Raw genomic sequence first — 21,958 nt, forward strand, 5'->3', positions numbered from 1 at the left:
TCAATGCGCCTCCAGGCTTCGAACGCCATAGATGGTGCTTTTGCCCTTGAGGCCTGTGAGCGTGACGGTGGACTGGGCTGCTCGTGTCGGTGCGAGCGGATAGTCGATGAGCAGCCATTCATTATGCTTGCGCTGTTCGCGTCGTTCGATGGCGACCTCCTGGCCATCCACGAGGATACGCAGTTCGCGGCCGGTGTCGTTGCCCCAATAGGTGATTTGGAGAAGGGCAGGGCCTGGACGACGCTGAATGGTGAAACTGGCCTGCGCGCCTTCCGGCAGGGAGCGATTCTTCTTGCCGTAGAATTCAGCGCTCTGTCCGTCGGTAGCGGTGAAGCCATGATCGCGTTCGGGCTGCATCTCGCCGATGTGGAAAATGTCGATGGTGCGGCGCGCGAGGTCGACGCGCATAGCCTCTGCCGCAAGATAGGCCGCGCGCTCTTTCTGCCAGCTTTGCGGTGTGAAGGTGCGGAAATAGACCGCGGTGCGGCGGTCGTAAAGCGGATAGAAAGGAACGATGTCGTGCTTTTGGCCCAGCACGTCGGTCGCGCGATAATGATGCGGTTGATCGGAAAGGACCGTCAGCGCGCTGGCTGCGTCATTCTGGATCAGCAGAGCAGGGGCAGGACCATCGAAGCGCTGATCCGCCGGCGCGAGATTGGCCGCGAGGACCAGCGGGCCGCTCATATAGGCATAGGTCTCAGGCGCGCCGGCGAGCGGTTCTGATCGCAACGTCATCGGGATGGTGACGGCGATGCGATCGCCCGCGCGCCAGCGACGATCGATGCGCCAGTAACCGTCCTGCGGTTGCGCGGCGAACGGCTGGTCGTTGAGCATGACGGTCGCGCCGTCTGCCCAGGCCGGGCGGCGGATGGCCAGGGTGGTTGCGCGGCGAGGGGCGCGGGCGACCGTCAGGGTGACCAGGCCGTCGTGCGGATAGCGCGTGTTCATGTCCAACGTCAGGCCTGCTGGCAGGTCCAGCGTCGAGGGAATGAAGAGATTGACGAACAGCGTCGACCCATCGCGCCAATAGATGGAATCGGCATGTTTGGCGTGGCTTTCCATACCCGAACCGACGCAGCACCAGAAACTGTCCTCTGGGGTTGAATAGTCACGCTTGGCCCCGGCTTCCATCGGCATGAAATAGACGAACTGGCCCGTGTCGGGCCGCTGATGGGCGAGCATATGGTTGATCTGGATTCGTTCATAGAGGTCGAACCAGTCTGCGCTGGGCGACCAGCCATAAAGATGGCGGGTCAGCTTGAGCATGTTATAGCTGTTGCACGCTTCGCAGGTCGCGGTGGTCAACTGTTCGCCCTGCCTGTCCGGCTGGCCGAAATGTTCGCGTTCCGAATTGCCGCCGATGACATAGCTGTGATGGCCGGTGACAGCCTTATGGAAGAAACGGGCCGCGTTGGCGTCCTGCGCTTCGCCGCCCACCTCATGCAGGCGCGCCAGGCCGATGACCTTGGGTATCTGCGTGTTGGCGTGCAGGCCCGCCAGCTTGTCTTCGCCGCGCACCAGCGGATCGACCACCGCATGATGGCGCAGCCGCTGCGCGACATCGAGCCAGCGGGGCGTACCCGTCAGCGCATAGAGTTCGGCATAGCTTTCCAATATGCCACCATGTTCGACCGACAGGACTTTCTGGAGTTGATCATCGTTCAACCCCTCGACGATGGTCGCAAAATAGTCGCCGAGGCCGACCGCGATCGACAGCGCAGGGCTGCGCCCGGCCAATTGATAGGCGTCGATCAGACCCGCGAGAATCTTGTGCAGGGCATAGATCGGCACCCAGGCGCCGTTGAGTTCCCAGGTCGCGCGGATATCGCCGCGACGGATTTCCTCGAACACGATCTTGCCCGGCACCGATTGGCCGTCGCGCGTCACCGTCATGCCACCCAGATAGCCGTCTTTACCGGCCTCCTGAATGCGCTGCATGGATGCCAGCGTTCGGTCCAGAACGGCTGTCAGTTCAGGGTCGTTTCCATTGGCGATGATCAGCGATACGGCGGAGATCCAGTGGCCCATCGTATGGCCTGCGATGCTTTCGCTCTCCCATCCGCGATAGACCGGTGCGGGCGCGGTCAGGCCCGCGCTGATGTAGAAGTTGTGGAGCAACCGTTCCGGGTCGAGCGAGAGAAGATAGCGGCGATTGGCCGCCATCGCATCGGCAAAGAGCGAAGGCTTTAGCCGCACATGGCGGCTGGGGACCGGCGTAGCGCGCCGTGGGCCGCGCGCGGTCGCGGCGCGCAGCATGGCGGGCGAGAGCGGGAAAAGCAGACTGGCCGAAGTCAGCAACGTCCGGCGGGCAAGTGGGTAGCGCATGCCATTCTCTCTCCTTGTCAGCGGCGCAGGGCCGCGTCGCCCCAGGTCACCGGCACGGCGTTAGCTGTAACGCCGTCGGCACGGGCGATGAGTTCGAGGATGGCGACCCCCTTGACGTCTGCGTCCAGCGGCTGGGCAGGTGCCCCGCGACGCAGCGGTGGCGTGCTGGCGAGCGCTTTGCCGTCGCCATAGAGGAAGAAACGGACCGGTTGATCGCCATCCAGCGCGCTGTCGTCCACCCCCACCGACGCGGTGAAGCGGGCAAAGCCTTTGCTGCGCACTTCAAGCCGCGAGTTGGCAAGGATGCCCACGCCCGACGCGAAGGTGCGGCCGGCAATCACAAGCGCCTGATTATAGGGCGTCGCATCGGCCATCGCGCCGCCCCATCCGGCATACATGGGCCGCTCGCCAATCCCGCGCGTGCCGCGCCAGCCGGGTATCGACCGATAGATGGTGGGATCTGGTTCGGGCCGCATCACCCCGTCCACTGCCGGATTCACGACGCCGGGCTGCTCCGACAGATAAAGGCCGTCAGCCAATAGGCGGCCGCCTTTCGCGCGAAACACCAGGGTTTGGCGCGGTTCGACACGCAGCTTCATTTCTTTGGTGAACTCGCTCTTCGCACCCGTCCAAAGATCGGACAAGGCGATCGGGCGATCGGTGCGAAACTTCAGGTGCTCGGCGGTCAGCACAGCATTTACGGCGGACAATCCCCGGTTGAACAGCGCGACGGCTTTATCGCCGTTCGCCAGCGTCTTGACGAGAATCTGGAAACCATCGCTGTCGAAGGCGACCGTCGCCTGATTGCCGGCAGGGTCCTGATTGAGCGCGATCAGGTCGGCATTGCCAAAAATATCGAGCAGCGGTTGGGGCGTGGTGCGCAAATCCGAGCCGATCAGCAGCGGCGCATTCATCATCGCCCAAAGAGCGAAATGCGACCGGGCCTCGGTCAGATGGTTGGCGTCGAAATCCCCCTTGCCGATGAAGAGCATGTCGGGATCGTTCCAGCTACCCGGATGTGCATAGAATGCGCGGCGCACGGCGCTGTCATAATTGGTGAGCATCCGCCCCCAGTCGGGCGAGATATCGTCGCTGGTGCGCGAGATGCTGCCGACATCCTTGCCCCAGGCGCGAACATTGGCGCTGCCCCAGATGCAGAGCGAAAGCAGATAGTCGCCGTCAGGATTATATTGGGCGAGCGATCGGTTGATATCGGCAAAGAGCGTCTTGACCGCCGGGATGTCCGATCGGGTAATGCTGTGCTGGTCGATGAGAGGCGGGAGGGCGCGGAACTGGCCATTACGGACGCGTTCCGCATCAGCAGCAAAAGCGCGGATGCCGCAGCCGTCCACCTTGATCGCGTCGAAGCCCCAGTCCGCGAAAAAGAGGCGGATATCCTGATCGCTATGCCCGTACAGGCCGACTTCCCGCTCGGCCACCGTGCCTTCGGGCAGTTGCGCGGGTCCATCAGAATAGGCCTGCGAACAACTGTTGCGGCCCAGGTCGGAATAGATGCCGGCCTTGAAACCCATGGCATGGAGTTTATCGGTCAGGGGACGGAAGGAAGGATCGCCCTTTACGATGCGGGACGAAGGAAATTTGTCGGCCCGGATGATGAGTTTATTGTCGCTTGTGCGGCGTTTCAGCCACCAGCCATCGTCGATGTTGATGAAGCGATAGCCCTTTTTCGCCAGGCCGGTATCCAGGATACGCTGGGCGGAACCGAGCAGCTTCTCCTCATCGATTTCCGTGAAAAAGGCGTTCCAGCTGTTCCAGCCCATCGGGGGCAGCTGTGCGCTGCCGGACTGATAGGCGCTCCAGCGGCCGGTGGGCGTCAGTGGATCGACTAAGTCGGAAGCAGGGGTTTGTGCCCGGAGGCTGGTGCTGGCGCACAGAGCGAGCATCGGCAGGATGCAACGTCGGAAGGTCATGCGAAATCCTTGGGCGTCAGGGAAACCGGCGCACCGGTCTTGAGTGTCAGGGTCCGGCGTTTGCCAGCGAGGCGGACGGTGCGCGGGCCCGACAGTTCGGGGCGCAGGATCGCATGGTCGAGTTGGCCGTCCTTCCAGTAGAGATCGACGCCGCAGCGGCCACGCGCGCGCAGGCCGGTGATCCGGCAGGTCGGCCAGGCTTTCGGAAGCGCTGGCAACAGATCGATGACGTCGCCATGACTGTCCATCAGCATGGCGACAATCCCCGCCGCACCGCCGAAATTGCCGTCAATCTGGAACGGCGGATGGGCGTCGAACATATTGGGATAGGTGCGTTCCGGCCCGAGCAGGAAGCGCAGGATGTCGTGCGCATGATCGCCTTCGCGCAGGCGCGCCCACAGGTTGATGCGCCAGGCGGTCGCCCAGCCGGTCGCACGGTCGCCCCGTATCTCCAATGAACGGCGCGCGGCTGCGGCAAGATCGGGCGTGGCGTCGGGCGTGATCTGGTGGGACGGGTGGAGGCCGTAGAGGTGGGACACATGACGGTGATTCTGCTCCGGCGCGTCGGAGTCCCAATCCTGCTGCCATTCCTGAAGCTGGCCCTGACTCCCGATTTTATAGGGCGCGAGCGCGTCGCGTGCAGCGCGCGCTTCGGCGACGAGCGCGGCGTCGGTGTCCAGAATGGTCGCGGCCTCGATCGTCTGGGTGAAGAGGTCGCGCAATATCCCCATGTCCATCGTTGGCCCCGCGCAGAGCGTCCCGCCATGGCCGTGTGGATTTTCAGGGCTCATCGACGGGTTGGTGACGAGAAAGCCGGTGGTTGGATCGCGCTGGAGCGTATCGAGGAAGAAACGCGCCGCGCCGGCCATCAGGGGATAGATGGACGCCAGATAGGCGCGATCGCGACTATAGTCATAATGGTCCCATAAATGGGTGCAGAGCCAAGCGCCGCCGGTGGGCCACAAGCCGAATTGCGCGCCGTCGATCGGTGCGGTGGCGCGCCACAGGTCGGTGTTGTGATGGGCGACCCAGCCCCGCGCGCCATACATCGTTCGGGCGGTGCGCTCGCCGGTAACGGCCAGTTCGCGCACCAAATCAACCAGCGGCACGACGCATTCGCCCAAGGCTGTCGGCTCGGCCGGCCAATAGTTCATCTGCGTGTTGATGTTGATCGTATATTTGGAACCCCAGGGCGGATTGAGGCTGTCGTTCCAGAGGCCCTGCAAATTGGCGGGCTGGCCACCGGGGCGGGACGAGCAGATGAGCAGGTAGCGAGCATAGTCGAAATAGAGGGCGGCGAGCGCGGGATCGTCGTTGGTCTGGGAGCCGGCAATGCGTTGATCGGTGGGCAGCAGCGCGGCCGGCGTAGTGCCCAGGTCAAGGGTGACGCGGCGGAACAGGCGCTGGTGCGCGGCGGCGGTGTCGGTGGCGATGCGGACGAATGGGCGGCCCTTGACCCTGGCCAGCGTGGTGGCGGTGGCGGCGACCGGATCGCCGCTGACATCATCGAAGCGCTTGTGGCTGGTCGCCATGGCGATGAACAGCGTGACGGCCTTGGCGTCGCGGATACTGAGACGGCCATCGGCGCTATGCGTGGCACGGCCGCCTTCGATCTGTGCCGCCAGACGCGCGGCGAAGCAGAGGTTGCCCTCGATCCCCTTGGATGCGCCATTGCGGCCGGTGAGGAGTAGCCCGACGGGGCCATCCGCCATGATCTCGATGTCGCGTTGGAGTGAGCGCAAGGCGATGTCGACATCGATTTTGCCTGACCTGCCAATGGTCAAGTGGACCGCAACGAGCTGGTCAACCGGGGAGGCGACGACCTGACGGACATGGGTGACGCCGTTCGCGTCGAACCGGGTGGTCGCTATCGCCTTGTCGAGATCAAGATCGCGGCGATAGGCGCTGGCGTCGCCGATGCCGGGGAAGTCGAGGATCAGGTCGCCCAGCGTCTGATAGGGCATTTGGGTCAGCGGTTTGGCCATCAGTGTCTGGTTGGCGAGCGCTTCGGCTTCCGCGATTTTCCCTGCGAAGATCAGCGCACGCACTTTGGGCAATATATCCTTGGCCTGCGGATCGACGGGGTCATAGGGCTGGCCTGCCCAGAGCGTGCTTTCGTTGAGTTGCAGCCTGTCCTGATTGACGCCGCCGAACAGCATCGCTCCCAGACGCCCATTGCCAATGGGTAGCGCTTGGGTCCATGCCGTCGCGGGCTGGCGATACCATAGCAAGGGCGCGGCTGATGCGTCGGGCGCTGCGGCGGTCGGCCGGGCTGACACGAGCGCGGCGGTGCCGGCTGCCATGGCGGCCATGGTTTCACGACGGCTCAGGGTCATGGCTGCAAGCCTGTGGCCAAGGGCGCGAGGGTGAAGCTGTCGATATCGACATAGCCGCCCGAGGCGGTGGAATTATAGCAGGACAGTGCGATCTGTTGTCCCTGGAAGGTGCCGGTGCGCCAGTCGAAGGCAAGCGGGAACGGGCCGCCGACTTCCGTCCATTTGCGGTTGTCGAGGCTGTAGGCGACATGGCCCTGCTTCATGTCAAAATCCATGTCAGTACGCAGCCATATGCTGTTGCCGGCGATGGCTATGGCGGGGACGCGGACCTGGGTGCGGGGGCCGTCCTTCGTGCTTTCGGTCAGCTGCATCCGCAGCGATCGTGCGTTTTTCGCACCACCCACGATCGAGATCTGGGCACTATATTTGCCGAAGCTGCCCAAACCGCAGATATCGCTCGCCTTGATACCGGCGATGTCGAGTTTTGCGATGGCGCGCATCCTTGGCCCCTGCGCCTTTTGCGTCAGCGTGTTGCGCGCGGTCCAGATGCCGTCCGCACGAGTTGCATGAAGACGCAGGAAGCCGGGACGCTGCGTCAGCGACCATTTGCTGTCGTCTGGATTATGGTTCCATTGCCATTGCAACCCAAGTTTCGACGAGGAGAAATCATCCGACGAAGGCGGTTCGGTGAAAGGATGGCCGGCGATCGGCTTGGGCGACCGCTCGGGCACGACGTCGGGCTTGTCTGGCCTGCCCCACCAGGGCCAGTCGTCCTTCCAGAAGATGGGGCTGATATTGGTCATGCGGCCGATCGCGCCAGCGTCCACCATGACGAAGCCATACCAGCTACCGTTCGGCATATCGACCATCCCGCCCTGATGGCCGCCGGTCTTGTCATCGATCGACGGTTTGGTTTCCCATGGCCCCCAAAGGCTGCGCGAGCGCGATATAGTCATCGCGAGCTTGCCGGGGATGGCGTTGAAAAGATAATAATAGCCATTGTGACGGATGATCTTCGATCCCTCCGCGCCCTTGTTATAATAAGTGACTTTTGCGGCGGTGACGGCGGAGAGATCGTCGTTGAGCGTCAGCAGCGTGACCGTGCCGTCCGAGCCGATCGAGGTGCCGAGATAGGCGGTTCCGTCCGCGTCGATGAACAAGGCGGGATCGAAGGCTTCGCGGTCCAGTTCCTTATAGGCCCAGGGGCCGCCGATCCTGGCCGATCGGTAGATACGCGTCTTGTGGCCAACCGGGGTGACGGCGAGATAGAACAGGCCCTTGTGCCAGCGCAGGCTGGCTGCGTAGAAGCCGTGGCGATAGTCGCCACCGTTTTTGAGGTCATAGCGGGGGTCGCCGTCAAGCCGGTCGACCACGTGGGTCGCGATACGCCAGTTCACCAAATCCTTCGAATGGAGGATGGTGACGCCCGGCGCGTTGGCGAAGGTGGTGGAGACGAAATAGAAATCGTCCTCGACCCGAATGATGTCGGGATCGGGATAGTCGGCGAACAGCACCGGATTACGATAGGTGCCATCACCCTGATCGGACCGCCAGACCTGCGCGGGCAGGGCGGCGGCGATCAGGCCGGTGGTGAGGGCGAGGCTAATGCATGCGGTCCGGATCATGGCGGTGCGCCTCAGTTGGCCGGCATGTAGTGATAGGGGCCAACGACCGTGCCGACGAAGCCGCCCGCTTTTTTCGTACTGAGCAGGGTGGCGTCGACGTCAGCCTTCAGCGTCTTAATAGTGCCATCGACGCCATAGTCGAAGGCGATCGTTCCGCCGGTCGCGCGGATGGTGAGGGTCACAGGGCCGCTAGTGGCGACGGGTGCGGAGGCGACCAGCGTGTCGGCATCCGCCGTGTCGCGGGTGTACAGGGCGACCACCGGCTTGCCCGCGATCCGGGTGAGGCCGAAGAAGAGGTTGCTGCGATCGCTCTGTACGGCGGCAAGGCCGGCGCGGTCGCCATCCTTGGCCGGGGTGTAGCGCAGCGTGGTGGAGAAGGTGGCGTTACTATGCTGTTGCCGCCGTCCGATGAAGGCGGGAACGCCGTTCAGGTCACCAAGGGACGCGCCGCTTTCCAGCGCCAGCGCGCCGCCCGTGAGGTGGTAGAAGGGCTTTTGCGGTGTACGGATGCCGACCCATTCCATCGGCAGCGCCGCGCCGTCGAATTCTTCGATATAGGCGAAATCGCCGCTGGTGGGCAAAATAGGCTTGGCTTGGGCGGGCAGATTGGGCGCCTTGAGGACATGGGGGATGGCCTGCCCGCGTGGCAGGATGATCGGCCATCCGTCCTTCCACTCGACCGGCAGCAGGAAGGTTTCGCGGCCGATATTATAATGATCGTCGCCGTCATAGGGGCGGACGGCCAGGAAGGTCGCCCACCAGTCGCCATTTTGCGTCTGGACAAGTTCGGCATGGCCGGCCGAGCCGATCATGTCGGGCCGCGCCGGATCAAGATCGCGCTGCGTCAGGATCGGGTTGCCCTCGAACGGGATGTAGGGGCCGCGCAATGCCTTTGCACGGAAGACGACCTGAGAATGGTTGACGCTGGTGCCGCCTTCGGCCGCAGTCAGATAATAATAGCCGTCCTTGCGGAAGATATGCGGTCCTTCGATCCAGACCGGCTTCCTGGCGATGTCGACGCCGCCGTTGATGAGTTGGGTGCTTTCCCCCACCATCTTGTCGGTGCGCCAGTCATATTCCTGAATCCAGATGGCGCGATGTCCGTCGTAGCGGGGCGCTTCGTCGGGCGCGCGGTTGTTGACGATATAGGCCTTGTCGCCCTCCCAATAGATGGACGGATCGATCCCTTCGAAGGGCAGCCAGATCGGGTTGGACCAGGGGCCGGCCGGGTCTCGGGCGGTGATGACGAAATTGCCCTTACATTCGACGCAGGTGTTGACGATGTAGAAGGTGCCGTCGTGATAACTGATATCGGGCGCGAACACCGCCTGCGAGGTCCGACGGCCGTCGAAGTTCAACTGTTCGGGCCGGTCGATGGCATTGGCGATCTGGGTCCAGTTGACCAGATCCTTCGACCGGAAGATCGGCAGTCCCGGATAATGGGCGAAGGACGAATTGACGAGATAATAGTCGTCGCCAACACGTGTCACCGACGGGTCCGGATAATAGCCGGTCAGGATCGGATTGCGATATTCACCGGGCTTGACCACGACCTTTTCCGTCGAATGCCCTTTATAGGTAAAGCGTTCGAACCGCGCCGGGGCGGCGTGGGCGGAGGCGGCGAACAGCGACAGAGACAGTATCGAAGGCATGAGCGCAGACAGGCGCAAAGTACGTCGGGCCATGATTATTCTCTCCTCCCACTGCTGCGCTGACGCGCGCCGCATCTATCGTTAGCGCTAACATAATCCGCTATGAATGTTCGGCGCAAGCTGTGTTTATGTTTCCGGATCACTGGCCGTGACACCGGCCTCCGTTTGCACGACGGTCTTCATGGTGCCGTCCGACTCATATTCCAGCCGCTCCACCGTCACGGCACGACGCCCGATCGCGCCACTCTGGTCGCCGATGGCGAGCGCTGCATTGTGCAGGAAAATATACCATTGTTTCTTGAACTCGGTGATGCCGGCGTGGATGGTGAAACTGTATTTGCCCGACCCGGTCAATTCCCCGCGATAGATCCAGGGGCCGCCGAGCGACGGTGCCGTAGCGTAGGAGATACGCTCGTCGCGATGGGTGGCGCGGTCGAGCGAGGCGTAGGTCAGATAATAGAGCTTGCCCCGCTTGTGCAGCCAGGGCCCTTCCTCGAAATGCGGCGGTGTGATCTCGCGGATCGGCCCGTCGATCTCGATCATGTTGGGCTTGAGCTTCGCGATATAGCATTGGCGATTGCCCCAGGCGATCCACGTGACGTCGTCATCGTCGGTAAAGACGGTTGGGTCGATATCCTCCCAACTATGCGTGCCCTTGGGCGTCATCTGGTTGGTGATGAGCGCCGATCCCTTAGCATCGACGAACGGGCCGGTGGGCTTGTCGGCAACCGCCACAGCGATCGCCTTGCCCGGATGCGTGCCGTCATGTTCGACTGCAGCGTAAAACCAGTATTTGTCATTCTTCTTGATGGTCTGCGACGCCCAGGCGTCCTTCTTGGCCCATTTGAAGTCGGACACGTTCATGATCGGGCCATGGTCGGTCCAATGTCGCATGTCGGTGGTTGAATAGACGAGCCATTCGCGCATGTTGAACATTTCGTCCCGTTGCGCCTCGTCATGGCCGACATAGAGATAGAGACGGTTCCCATCGACCATCGGCGCAGGGTCCGCGGTGAACTTGTCTCGGATGATGGGATTGGTGCCGGGTGCGTCCTGCGACAGGGCTGGCGCCGCCATGGCGTTGAGGAGGAAAAAGGCAAGGAGCGAGCGGCGCATGAAGATGGTCCTTATGGATGGACGTCAGGAGAGGATGATGCGGTGCGCTTCCCCTTTAGGATTGGGTCCGCCTTGCTGTTTTCGCCGTCAGTTGGCTGTGATCGATGGGAGTGGCCTTGAAGGAAGGCCCGTATTTCCTGCTTTGCCGATGCCGGTCCATGTTTTAGGTCGGCTGATCGATTTGGGAGCGCGTAAGGAAAAACATGGCACGATCGCAGCAGGTGGGGCGTGGCGCGACCATAGTGGATGTTGCAAAGCGCGCCGGGGTTTCCTCGATGACCGTATCGCGGGTCATCAATGGGCGATCGGGCGTCAGCGCGGAAACGCGCGCGGCTGTCGAGGACGCCATCAAGGCGCTTGCCTACACGCCCAATGTCGCGGCGCGCAATCTGGTGAATTCGACGGAATTGCGGATCGGCATCATCTATTCCAATGCGAGCGCCGCCTTCATGAGCGAGTTTTTGACGGGCGTCTTCGAGGAGGCGTCGTCGCGCGGCGCCAGACTGATGTTGCTGAAAGGAGAAGGCGGGCGCCCTCCGGCGGTCGAAGCCATTGAAGATCTGGTTGCATCCGGGCTGAGCGGCGCTTTGCTGGCCCCCCCGCTGGGGGAGGCGCCCGATGTGCTGCGCGTGCTGCGGGATGCAGGATGCGCTATGGCGGCGGTGGGGGCCTATCAGACGCCCGGTACGATCTGCGTTCGCATCGACGATCGCGCGGCGTCCTACCAGATGGCCCGGTTGCTGCTTGATCTGGGCCACCGGCAACTGGGTTTCATATTGGGCAACCCCGACCAAGCGGCGAGCGCGGAACGGATGGCCGGATTCTATGCAGCGGTCCGTGAAACCGGTGGGGTGGAGGTCCATGTAGTTCAGGGCGACTTCACCTATGCGTCGGGACTGGCCGCAGCCGAGCATCTGTTGACATTGCCCAGGCGGCCGACCGCCATTTTCGCAAGTAATGATGACATGGCCGCCGCGGTCGTTTCTGTAGCGCATCGGCGGCATCTGGACGTTCCGACCGAACTCGCTGTGGCAGGGTTCGACGATACCACCCTGGCAAGCACGCTGTGGCCCCCGTTGACTACAGTCCATCAACCTGTGCGCGAACTCGCGGCCGAAGCGCTGAGCCTGTTGATCGCCGAAATCGCGGCGAAAAAGGGCAAATCGCGCGTCCCACGCGAAACCATCCTCGATCACAGGATCGTCGAGCGTCAATCGACCGGCGCGCATATGTCGTCATTACCTTCATAGAGGAACCAGGCGAAATCGGCTGGGGTCGCCATGCCGGACAAATCCTGACAGGCCATGCCGACGAAGGTCCCGGTGAAATTGGGAAGGCCGGGACAAGTGACCTCATCCGAGAGGATCGTCGCATCGAGTTGTTGGGGCAGTATATGCCAGATTGATGCCCCTTCGCTGCGCCAACCGAAGATCAGCGCATCTCCGTCGACTTGTGCCCTCAGCTCGATCGATCCTTCCGGCAGCGGTCCGATCACCTCGATAGTAATGCCTTCCGCAAGGGCGGGCGATGCGATCATCAGCTGTAACTCGCGAATGTCCGCTTCCTTGCTGATGCTCAGATAGTAAAATTTCGTGCTGTTATAGTAGAGGATGAGGCCCGCTGCCTGCTGAAAGCAACAGGGCGAAAAGTCCACGCATGTCGTCGCGGTGAAGCGACCATGTTCCAGCCGGCGGGCGACAAGCGCCTGTTCGAAATGGCTGCCGACGGTTTCCCGGCCATGCAGTCTCAGGAAGCCGGGCCGTTCGGACAGGCTGAAAAGCCGCTCCGGCATGGGGGTGCGTAACCATTGAAATTCTGGGGGTAAATCCCCGCGATCAAAGCCGCCATCCCATCTGTTCTGGGGCCAGGGCATCGACGGCAGTTTGGGCGCCTCAGGGGCCTCCATCGGCTGTGCGCTGCCGTCCAGCGTTCGGAGCCATCCATCGTCATGCCATCGCATCGGCTGGATCGCCGTCTCGCGGCCAAGGATACATCGCTCTCGCTTCGGGATGGGCCGTCCGCACAGATAGGCGAGCCACGGCGTGCCATCCTTCAGTTCCACCAAGTCGCCATGGCCTGTGCGCGTAAGCGGCCCTTCGCGATTGCCGGCCGCTGTCAGTACCACGGCGTCGGGGTGAATCGCATATGGACCCAGCAGGTCGCGGGAACGGGCCATCACCACCGCATGATCCCAGCCGGTGCCGCCTTCCGCCACCAAAAGATGATACCATCCGTCGCGCTTGTAGATGTGGGGGCCTTCCGTGAAACCCAGATCGGTTCCTTCGAAAATCAGATGGGGCTGGCCAACGAGTTTCAGGGCGGCGCGATCCAGTTCCTGGATCTGGATGCCCGCGAAACGGCCGCGGCCGGGACGGTGATCCCAGAGCATGTTCAGCATCCAGCTTCGCCCGTCCTCGTCGTGAAACAAGGCGGGATCAAAACCGCTGCTGTTGAGGTGGACGGCGTCCGACCAGTCGCCGTCAATCTGGTCGCAATAGACGACATAATTGGGGAAGTCGCGCAATGACGCGCCCTTCGCGCCGTTGACCGTGGTGACGCCGTACCGCTTCACATTGGTGAAGATGAGCCAGAAGCGGCCATCGGCATAGCTGAGGTCGGGCGCCCAGACGCCGCAGGAATCGGGCACGCCGCGCATGTCCAGTTGTGACGCGCGCGCCAATGGGCGGCCGATCAGCCGCCAATGTTCCAGATCACGGCTATGGTGAATCTGCACGCCCGGATACCATTCGAAGGTCGATGTCGCGATGTAGAAATCATCGCCAACCCGCAGGATCGATGGATCGGGATTAAAACCCGGAAGGATGGGATTTGAGATGATGTTCATGCCGGTTTGCGTATCAACGTCCACAAGAGAATGGCGCCCAGCAGGTCCAGGAGGCCAAGGATGATGAAGAATGGGCCGTAGCCGACCTGGTCGACGGTCTGGCCCAGGAGGAGCGTGAAGACGAGAACGCCCAGATTGCCCGCCAGTCCGGCCAGACCTGCCGCGGTGGCCACCATGTTGCGCGGAAAGAGGTCCGACGCCATCGTGATGACGGTGACCGACAGCGTCTGATGCGCGAACCCGCCCAGACAGAGCAACGCTATCGCGACATAAGGGTTCGTCGCCATGCCGACAAAGGCCATGCCGGTCATCATCACGGCGCCCAAAGTGAAGGTCCAGCGGCGGGCATCGATCAGGTCGACGTTGCGCCGTTGCAGGAAGGTGACGACGGCCGGACCGAACAGGCATCCAAGATCGGCCGCGAGAAAGGGTAGCCAGGCGAAGAGCGCGATCTGCGTCAGATCGAAACCGCGCACGCGGGCCAGATATAAGGGCATCCAGAAGGACAACATGCCCCATACCGGATCGGCGAGCATCCTGGGTAGGGCAATCCCCCAAAGGTCGCGTTGGCGCAGCAGCGACAGGATGGACGCGCGTGTCGCCTGCGGGGCGAGCCGGGCCTCCTGTCCACTGGCAATATAGTCGCGTTCCTGTGCGGTCAGTCGCGGGTGGTGGGCGGGGCTATTATAATAAAATAGCCAGAGTAATGCCCAGATCAGACCGATGGCCCCAGCAATGACGAACGCCAGCCGCCAACTGTGCATCATGACGGCCCATGCTACCAATGGCGGCGCGAAAACGGCGCCGAAGGACGCGCCGATATTGTAGACGCCGCCGGCCAGCCCACGTTCCTTGGAGGGGAACCATTCGGCCACCAGCTTCTGGCCTGCGGGTTGCGCGGAACCCTCGGCCAATCCCAGCAAGCCGCGCAGGGCCGCAAATCCGAACCAGCCGTTGACGAAGCCATGCGCCATTGTGATGAGCGACCAGGCGGCGACGCAGACGCCAAAACCGATACGCAATCCTACGCTGTCGAGAAAATAGCCTGCCGCTGGCTGAAACATGACGCCGAGCTGAAACGCGCTCGTGATCCAGCCATATTCGACACTGTTTATCGACTGTTCCGTCAGAATGATCGGCGCCGCGACCCCCAGGACGGAACGCGAAAGATAGTTGATGACCATCGCGCCCACGAACAGGCCGATGATGGTCCATCTTATTTTTCCCATGCGCCCGGTCATCGCAACCACCGCTTGATAACGTTAACATAAATTATCGGGGACGGACGCCGTGGGCGTAACATCGCGGATTTCCTATGATCCGCGCGCTTGCGTGTATGAAGTGACGCTAGTCGTTCCAACGCATGACATCCTCATCTTTTCAGTCTTGTCAGACTATTGACAACAATCCTGGAAGATATCAATAGACGTTGTTAGCGCTAACTAAATTTCTGTCGAGTCTTTGACATGGTCGGCAGAAGAGGTGCCGTTCCGGAGCTTGCTCCGCGACAGACAGAAAAATCCAGGGGAGAGCATTATGTCACAATCCAGTTTTCGTGTCGTAAAATCCTGCATGGCGTCCGCCACGGTCAGCATGGCGGCCATGCTGGCCTCCATGGTCGCTGCGCCCGTCTTCGCGCAAAATGCAGTTGATGTCGCCGCGCCTCAAGACGCAGAGCGACGCGCCGCCGAGAGTGAGATCGTCGTCACCGGATCGCGTATCAAGACCAGCGGCTATACCGCGCCCACGCCAACGACCGTGATCGATTCGGGCGCGATCGAAGCCAATGCGCAGCCCAATATCTTCACTACCATTGCGCAACTGCCTTCCTTGCAGGGGTCGAGCGGCACGTCAGTCAACACGTTCAGCACGTCGAGCGGGCAGCAGGGACTGAGTTCTTTCTCGCTGCGCGGCGTGGGCGCGATCCGTACCCTGACGTTGCTGGATGGCCAGCGTGTCGTCGGCGCGAATGTGACCGGCGTTCCCGACATCAGCCTGTTCCCGCAACTTCTCGTCCAGAGGGTCGATGTGGTGAATGGCGGCGCGTCCGCATCCTATGGATCGGACGCGGTCGGCGGCGTCGTCAATTTCATTACCGACACCCGGTTCAAGGGCGTCAAGGGCAATGTCCAGGGCGGCATCAGCCGATATAGCGACAATGAGCAGTTCCTGATCCAGTTGGCGGCCGGCACCAGCTTTCTCGACGATCGCGCGCATCTGGTCGTCAGTGGCGAATATGCCGATGAAAAGGGCGTAGGCGGCGGCGATTTCGGTATCGGCCTCGCCGGTGGGCGCGACTGGTTCAAGCAGACCAGCCTGATCGACCGCGGTGTCGTGAACGACGGATCGCCGCGCTACGTGCTGCGCGATTATGCCCAGGCCATCAATTATGCCAAATATGGCTTGATCACGGCTGGCCCGCTTCAAGGCACGGCCTTCGACCAGAATGGCAATCCATTTCAATTCAATTATGGTTCAAACGGCGTGCCGACGCGCGGCAGCTCGAATGTCGTTGACGGCTGCTTCCCCGGCTTCTGTCTTGGCGGCGACCTGTCGGGCAATGTCGATGCGGGTCGGACGCTTCAGTCGGCGATCAAGCGTATCAACAGCTATGCGCGTCTGGGCTTCGACTTCGCCGACAATGACGAACTTTATTTCACCTTCAATTTCGGTCAGGTGAAAACGCATAACACGCCGGTTGGCGGGATGAACAAGCCGGGCCTGACCATCCAGTGCGCCAATCCGTTCGTGCCCGATTCGATCAAGGCGGCGTGCGCGACCGCGGGCATCAGCAACTTCAGTTACGGCACCAGCAATGCTGCGTTGGGCAATACCCGCGTGGATACGGATCGTCGGCAGTATCGCGGCGTAATCGGCGCCAAGGGCGCGTTCGACCTGCTGGGGACCGAATGGTCCTACGATAATTATTTCGAGCATGGCGTGAATTTCACCGCCATCGACGTGTCCAATATCCTGCTGACCAATCGTTTCAACGACGCCATCAACGCGACCACGTTGAACGGATCGATCGTGTGCGCCAGCGCCACCGCGCGGGCGAACGGATGCCAGCCGCTCAACATCTTCGGCGGGAATCCGTCGGCCGGGGCGCTTGCCTATATTATGCCGGAAAACGGCCCGTTTCAGCGGACGCGCCAGACGCAGGACGTGGTCAGCATAAACTTCTCGGGTTCGCCCGTCGATCTGTGGGCCGGTCCGCTCTCGATCGCATTCGGCGGCGAATATCGGCATGAATTCTACCGCGTACGCGCCGACGCCTATGGCATGGGTTCGAATTTCGTCCCCAACACCGCGGACTATCCGTTCGACCCCACGCTGCTGCCGGGCGGCAATAATTGGTATGCCGGCAACTATAAGAGCGGTGGTGGCGCTTATGGCGTGAAAGAAGCCTTCTTCGAGGCCGACTTGCCGATCATCAACAGCGATGCGCTGGGCAAGGCGAACATCAATGGTGCGGTGCGCGTGACCGACTACAGCACGTCCGGCACTATCTGGGCGTGGAAGGTTGGTGGCACCTGGAACCTGCCGGTCGACGGATTCCGCCTGCGCGGCGTGACGTCGAAGGACGTGCGCGCGCCAAACCTGTCGGAATTGTTTGCGGCGCCCGTCACCACGACGCTGCCCAACTTCTTCGATCCGTTCACCGGCCGAAATGTGCTGGCGATCCAGAACAGTATCGGCAACGCCAATTTACGTCCCGAAACTGCGCGCAATACGACGGCGGGCATCGCCTTTTCCGGCGCATCCTGGCTGCCGGGTTTCAGCGCATCGTTCGATTACTACAAGATCAAGATCAAGGATGTCATTTCCAGCCTGGGCGCGGGCGACATCGTCAATTTATGTTTCCAGAATGTCCGGCCCGAAACCTGTGGCGCGTTCAACCTGAACAACCAGCAGGGGCCGAACTTCATCAACGTGCAGGCGTTCAACCTGGCTTCGATCGATACGAGCGGCTTCGATATCGAGGCCAGCTATCAGTGGCAGCGGCCGCTGGGCCTGCCGGGCAGCCTGACCTTGCGTGGCTTGGCGACCCATGTCCGCAAATTCGTGACGGACTCCGGCCTGATCGGCACGATCCCGGTGGATTCGGCCGGCGTCAACACCGGCAATACGCCCGACTGGAAATTCCTGGCCATACAGAGCTACGAGAATGACAAATTTTCGTTCATGATCCAGGAACGCTGGTTCAGTTCGGGTGTGCTGGGGCATCAATATGTGGTCTGCGAGCCAGGTAGCTGCCCTGCCTCCACCAACAATGCGCCGACCATCGACCAGAACTATATGCCGGGCGCCTTTTACATGGACATCGGCGGCACCTACAATCTCACACCGCAGGTTACCGCCTATTTCAAGGTCGATAATCTGTTTGATCGCGATCCGGCAAAATCACCGTTCTTCGTCAATCCGGCGCTCTATGACGTGATCGGCAGGATGTACCGCGCAGGCGTGCGCTTCCGTTTCTGATCGTCACATGTCAGGTCGGTCATTCCGAATTCGACCTGACATAATCATATGAGACTGGGAAGAGGGTGTTCATGAGACGAACCGCCTTCATGGCTGCGATGGTGGCCATGTTCCATCCGTCCGCATTGCAGGCGTCCTCTCCCCCTTCTTCCGTTGCATCCGCGTCCAAGCAGCGGCTTGTCATATTGAGCGATATCGAGGCCGACCCGGACGATACACAGTCTTTCGTTCGGCTATTTCTCTACGCCAACCAGATCGATCTGGAAGGCCTGGTCGCGACGACGTCCGTTCATATGAAGCAGGCGGTCCATGCGGATTCGATCCGAAGCGTCATCGATGCCTATGGCAAGGTGCAGCCCAATTTGAACCTGCACGAACCGGGCTATCCCAGCGCTGGGCGCTTGCACGCCCTAGTGCGCGAAGGACAGCCGGCTTATGGGATGGCGGCGGTAGGCGAAGGGCGGGACACGGCAGGATCGCGCCTGATCGTGCAGGCGATCGAGAAAGACGATCCACGGCCGCTTTGGATTTCGGTCTGGGGCGGGGGAACAGTTTGGCACAAGCGCTTTACAGCTTGCGCGCCACGAGGTCCGCTGAGGATGTGGCGCGGCTTGTGAGCCGCCTGCGCGTCTATACGATTTCCGATCAGGACGACAGTGGCGCATGGATACGCCGGAACTTCCCCGCGCTTTTCTACATCGTCAGTCCCGGCGGCTATGGCGCCGGGACGTGGACTGGCATCCATAGCCGGATCGAAGGCATCGACAACAGCGTCATCGGCAACGACTGGTTACGGGACAATATCCAGCAAGGGCACGGCCCGCTGGGCGCGGCCTATCCCGATGTTTCCTATGGGATGGAAGGGGATACGCCGGCTTATCTGTCCTTACTGCCCAATGGACTGAGCGATCCGGACCACCCGGACTGGGGCGGCTGGGGAGGGCGGTATGAATTCTACGTGCCCGCCGCCGCGGCGACCGACCCCAATGGCTTTACAGGTGGGGTGCCGATCGAACAGGAGACACGGCCGATCTGGACCAACGCGACCGATGCCGTGGCGCCGTTGACCCGTAACGCGACCGGGCGCGCGGTTGCGCCCGCCGAACGGTCGATCAGGGATTTTCGCGCCACGCTCTGGCGCTGGCGAACGGATTTTCAGAACGACTTCGCCGCGCGGATGGACTGGGCGATCAAGGCCTATAAGGACGCCAATCATCCACCGAAGGTCCAACTCGCGCATCCCGACCGGATGACGGTGAAGGCCGGACAGCGTTTCTTCCTGAGCGGTCTGGGCACGACAGACCCTGACGGGGACAGCCTGAGCTATTATTGGCTCCATTATCCCGAAGTGGGTGGCTGGGCGTCGGCGATTCCGTCGGGGATCGCGCCGAATATCGTGACGGTCGATTTTACCGCTCCGATGGTCAAGGAGCGACGCGAGGCGCATTTCATCTTGTCGGTCACAGATAAGGGAACGCCGCCTGTTACCCGGTACCGACGCGTGATTGTGACGATCGAACCCTGAATGGGATAGCCAAAGATGACGGATGAGCGGAGGAAGTGGATGCGGATGCGGTGGTCTCTCATATGCGCGGCCCTTGCAGGCTGGCCGTTCCCGACAGGGGCGCAATTGCCCGCGATGCCGGACATCCCACAGGTCGGCGCGCGTGACCGTCAGGCTGGGGATCATCTGCGGATCGTCATTCCCAACCGCCCCGACGCCGCGCCGCTGGTCGTGCATGTTTCTCCAAAAGGATCGGACGATGGGGACGGGTCAGCCACGAGACCCTTCGCCTCGCTGGTCCGTGCCCAGCAGGCGGTGCGGATGCTCAATCATGATCACGATGTCACCGTGGCGCTGGCCGAAGGCGTTTATCGCCTGCAGGCGCCGCTCCGTTTCAACGCCAGAGACGGTGGGCAAAACGGCTACACCGTACGTTGGGAAGGCGCGCCCGGTCTGCGCACCATGCTGTCCGGCGGCGCCCCGGTCACGGGCTGGAGCCAAATCGACAAGCAGCGCGATATCTGGGTCGCGCGCGTGCCGGTCGGCATGGACCCGCGACAATTGAGCGTTGCCGGGCGATTGGTCCAGCGTGCGTCGGTGGAAATTCCCCGATCGGCGGTGGCCTTCCATCCATGGGGTCTGGAAATCCGTGACCCTGCTTGGCGATTTCTCGCAAAATTGCCTGATCAGGGCAGGCTGGAAGTCGAAGGGATGAGCTGGTTCACCCATCGCCATGCGGTGGTGGATCATATCGACGGCGACAGGATCGTGATGCGGCAGCCTGGCTGGCGCAACAATCTGGTCGGATATGACACGCTTGCCCGTCCGGTTTCGGTAGAGGTGGCCCGCATGTTCCTAGTGAATGCCTTGGCATTTCTGCGCGATCCGGGCCAGTGGTTCGTCGATCCCAAGGCCGGGCAGCTTTATTATAAGCCGATGCCGGGCGAGAATATGAGCCGGATCGAAGTGGTCCTGCCGCATCTGGACCATCTGGTTTCCATCGCTGGCACCTATGAGGATCCCGTTCGGGATCTGGAATTTCGTCGGCTCCATTTCAGCCATACGAGTTGGCGACGCCCGTCCGGGCCGGATGGCTATGCCAGTCAACAGAGCGGCGCCTACCTTGCAGGCGAACTTGTCGATTACCCGGCCGATCCCATCCGCGATTGCAGTTGGGGGTGCTGGTCGTTCGAACGGATGCGCAATCGTTGGAGTCAGCAACCTGCTGCCGTGCAGCTTGCAGCAGCGCGGCGCATCGTCTTTGACGAAGATCGATTTTCCGAACTGGGGCAGATCGCGCTGGGTATCGGCAACAATCCGGAGGCCAATGATAGCGGCATTGGTTTTGGCGCGGCGGCGATCGAGGTGACGAACAGTGAATTTATCGATCTGGCCGGGGGAGCGATCATGGCGGGCGGGGTGCAGCCTGACGCCCATCATCCCTCGCGTCCGGAGATGGGATTGCGCGATATCGTCATTCGCAACAATCGCATCAAAGGTGTTTCGCACGACTATAAAGAGCAATCGGCCATTCTTGTGACCTATGCCTCTGCTACGATCATCATGAACAGTGATGTGTCCGACACGCCCTATGACGGCATAGATATAGGCTGGGGATGGGGTGCCAATGATCCTGGTGGAAGCGCGGAATATTGGCGAAAACAGCGTGGATATTATGATCAGCCGGGAAATATCGTATATGACACGCCAACGACGCTGCGCGATACGGTCGTGAAGGGAAATCGTGTGGGACGGGTGAAGCAATGGTTCCCCGATGGCGGCGCAATCTATCATCTGTCTGCTGATCCAGGCGGCCTGATCGCGGAAAATTATATATATGATGTCACAGGGGCCGGGGGCATCGCCATCTATCTTGATGAAGGTTCGCGCTATGTGACCGTACGTAACAATGTCATCGATAATGTGGGTGGGGTGTGGTTGAATCTCAACACCCAGTCTCATATTGCTCCCAAACGCACCGCGTTGGACAATGTAGCAACGCAGAATTGGTATAATGGTGGAAAGATAAATGGGGAATGGAGCAAATATCTTAATAATATTGAAAATGACAATGTGAAAGTTACAGGCAATAGCTGGCCGATCGAGGCAAGGAAGATTATTGATTCAAGCGGAGTGCGGGGTACGTCACCGACGAGGCCTTAGCTGGAGAAGGCAGGATGGCGTTGGCCTGAGCCGCGATTG

Annotated in this window: 12 protein-coding genes and 1 pseudogene; 5 read left to right on the forward strand and 8 right to left on the reverse strand. The window is 61.4% G+C overall.

The window, feature by feature from the left end:
- The 6 genes from SBA_RS22340 to SBA_RS22365 form a co-directional block, all read right to left on the reverse strand.
- Positions 1-2,325 carry a glycoside hydrolase family 127 protein gene (locus SBA_RS22340; RefSeq protein WP_261937069.1) on the reverse strand — a complete coding sequence of 775 codons (2,325 nt, stop codon included), beginning with the start codon at positions 2,323-2,325 and terminating at the stop codon, positions 1-3.
- Between the two features lie 17 nt (positions 2,326-2,342).
- Positions 2,343-4,256, reverse strand: a complete 1,914-nt coding sequence (locus SBA_RS22345) for an NPCBM/NEW2 domain-containing protein (RefSeq protein WP_261937070.1) — start codon at positions 4,254-4,256, stop codon at positions 2,343-2,345.
- Positions 4,253-6,592, reverse strand: a complete 2,340-nt coding sequence (locus SBA_RS22350) for a glycoside hydrolase family 95 protein (protein ID WP_261937071.1) — start codon at positions 6,590-6,592, stop codon at positions 4,253-4,255. The genes SBA_RS22345 and SBA_RS22350 overlap by 4 nt, the downstream gene beginning before the upstream one ends.
- A complete protein-coding gene (locus SBA_RS22355) occupies positions 6,589-8,157 on the reverse strand; it encodes a glycoside hydrolase family 43 protein (protein WP_261937072.1) in 1,569 nt (522 codons plus the stop codon). Before SBA_RS22355 ends, SBA_RS22350 begins: the two co-directional genes overlap by 4 nt.
- 11 nt (positions 8,158-8,168) lie before the next feature.
- Complete coding sequence (locus tag SBA_RS22360; RefSeq protein WP_261937494.1) at positions 8,169-9,809, reverse strand: glycoside hydrolase family 43 protein; 1,641 nt, start codon at positions 9,807-9,809, stop codon at positions 8,169-8,171.
- A gap of 126 nt (positions 9,810-9,935) precedes the next feature.
- On the reverse strand, positions 9,936-10,925 hold the full coding sequence (locus SBA_RS22365; RefSeq protein WP_261937073.1) for a glycoside hydrolase family 43 protein: 990 nt from the start codon (positions 10,923-10,925) through the stop codon (positions 9,936-9,938).
- Positions 10,926-11,128: 203 nt separating this feature from the next.
- On the opposite strand from SBA_RS22365, the gene SBA_RS22370 reads away from it, so the two are divergent.
- Positions 11,129-12,175 (forward strand): LacI family DNA-binding transcriptional regulator, encoded by a 1,047-nt coding sequence (locus SBA_RS22370; RefSeq protein WP_261937074.1) that lies wholly within the window; start codon positions 11,129-11,131, stop codon positions 12,173-12,175.
- On the opposite strand, the gene SBA_RS22375 is transcribed toward SBA_RS22370, so the two are convergent.
- On the reverse strand, positions 12,136-13,770 hold the full coding sequence (locus SBA_RS22375; RefSeq protein WP_261937075.1) for a glycoside hydrolase family 43 protein: 1,635 nt from the start codon (positions 13,768-13,770) through the stop codon (positions 12,136-12,138). The two genes, SBA_RS22370 and SBA_RS22375, sit on opposite strands and share 40 nt — an antisense overlap.
- Positions 13,767-15,011 carry an MFS transporter gene (locus SBA_RS22380; RefSeq protein ID WP_261937076.1) on the reverse strand — a complete coding sequence of 415 codons (1,245 nt, stop codon included), beginning with the start codon at positions 15,009-15,011 and terminating at the stop codon, positions 13,767-13,769. The genes SBA_RS22375 and SBA_RS22380 overlap by 4 nt, the downstream gene beginning before the upstream one ends.
- Positions 15,012-15,306: 295 nt before the next feature.
- On the opposite strand from SBA_RS22380, the gene SBA_RS22385 reads away from it, so the two are divergent.
- From SBA_RS22385 to SBA_RS22395, 4 genes and pseudogenes are all read left to right on the forward strand, one after another.
- Positions 15,307-18,252, forward strand: a complete 2,946-nt coding sequence (locus tag SBA_RS22385; protein WP_261937077.1) for a TonB-dependent receptor plug domain-containing protein — start codon at positions 15,307-15,309, stop codon at positions 18,250-18,252.
- 107 nt (positions 18,253-18,359) lie between these two features.
- A pseudogene (locus SBA_RS25330) lies at positions 18,360-19,141 on the forward strand (DUF1593 domain-containing protein); the annotation flags it as partial.
- Positions 19,142-19,501: 360 nt separating this feature from the next.
- Positions 19,502-19,777: a hypothetical protein gene (locus SBA_RS25335; RefSeq protein WP_390902493.1), complete on the forward strand. Its 276-nt coding sequence runs from the start codon at positions 19,502-19,504 to the stop codon at positions 19,775-19,777.
- Between the two features lie 300 nt (positions 19,778-20,077).
- Entirely contained in the window at positions 20,078-21,919 is a 1,842-nt protein-coding gene (locus tag SBA_RS22395; RefSeq protein ID WP_261937078.1) for a right-handed parallel beta-helix repeat-containing protein, read from the forward strand.
- The last annotated feature ends 39 nt before the right edge of the window (positions 21,920-21,958 follow it).

It is taken from the genome of Sphingomonas bisphenolicum (assembly GCF_024349785.1).
Lineage (GTDB): Bacteria > Pseudomonadota > Alphaproteobacteria > Sphingomonadales > Sphingomonadaceae > Sphingobium > Sphingobium bisphenolicum.

Excerpts from the sequence above, each read along its gene's own strand:
- SBA_RS22370 (WP_261937074.1), top strand. The coding sequence starts at position 11,129 with ATGGCACGATCGCAGCAGGTGGGGCGTGGCGCGACCATAGTGGATGTT.
- SBA_RS22375 (WP_261937075.1), bottom strand. The coding sequence starts at position 13,770 with ATGAACATCATCTCAAATCCCATCCTTCCGGGTTTTAATCCCGATCCA.
- SBA_RS22365 (WP_261937073.1), bottom strand. The coding sequence starts at position 10,925 with ATGCGCCGCTCGCTCCTTGCCTTTTTCCTCCTCAACGCCATGGCGGCG.
- SBA_RS22360 (WP_261937494.1), bottom strand. The coding sequence starts at position 9,809 with ATGCCTTCGATACTGTCTCTGTCGCTGTTCGCCGCCTCCGCCCACGCC.
- SBA_RS22355 (WP_261937072.1), bottom strand. The coding sequence starts at position 8,157 with ATGATCCGGACCGCATGCATTAGCCTCGCCCTCACCACCGGCCTGATC.
- SBA_RS22345 (WP_261937070.1), bottom strand. The coding sequence starts at position 4,256 with ATGACCTTCCGACGTTGCATCCTGCCGATGCTCGCTCTGTGCGCCAGC.
- SBA_RS22385 (WP_261937077.1), top strand. The coding sequence starts at position 15,307 with ATGTCACAATCCAGTTTTCGTGTCGTAAAATCCTGCATGGCGTCCGCC.
- SBA_RS22340 (WP_261937069.1), bottom strand. The coding sequence starts at position 2,325 with ATGCGCTACCCACTTGCCCGCCGGACGTTGCTGACTTCGGCCAGTCTG.
- SBA_RS22395 (WP_261937078.1), top strand. The coding sequence starts at position 20,078 with ATGCTCAATCATGATCACGATGTCACCGTGGCGCTGGCCGAAGGCGTT.
- SBA_RS25335 (WP_390902493.1), top strand. The coding sequence starts at position 19,502 with ATGACGGTGAAGGCCGGACAGCGTTTCTTCCTGAGCGGTCTGGGCACG.
- SBA_RS22380 (WP_261937076.1), bottom strand. The coding sequence starts at position 15,011 with ATGACCGGGCGCATGGGAAAAATAAGATGGACCATCATCGGCCTGTTC.
- SBA_RS22350 (WP_261937071.1), bottom strand. The coding sequence starts at position 6,592 with ATGACCCTGAGCCGTCGTGAAACCATGGCCGCCATGGCAGCCGGCACC.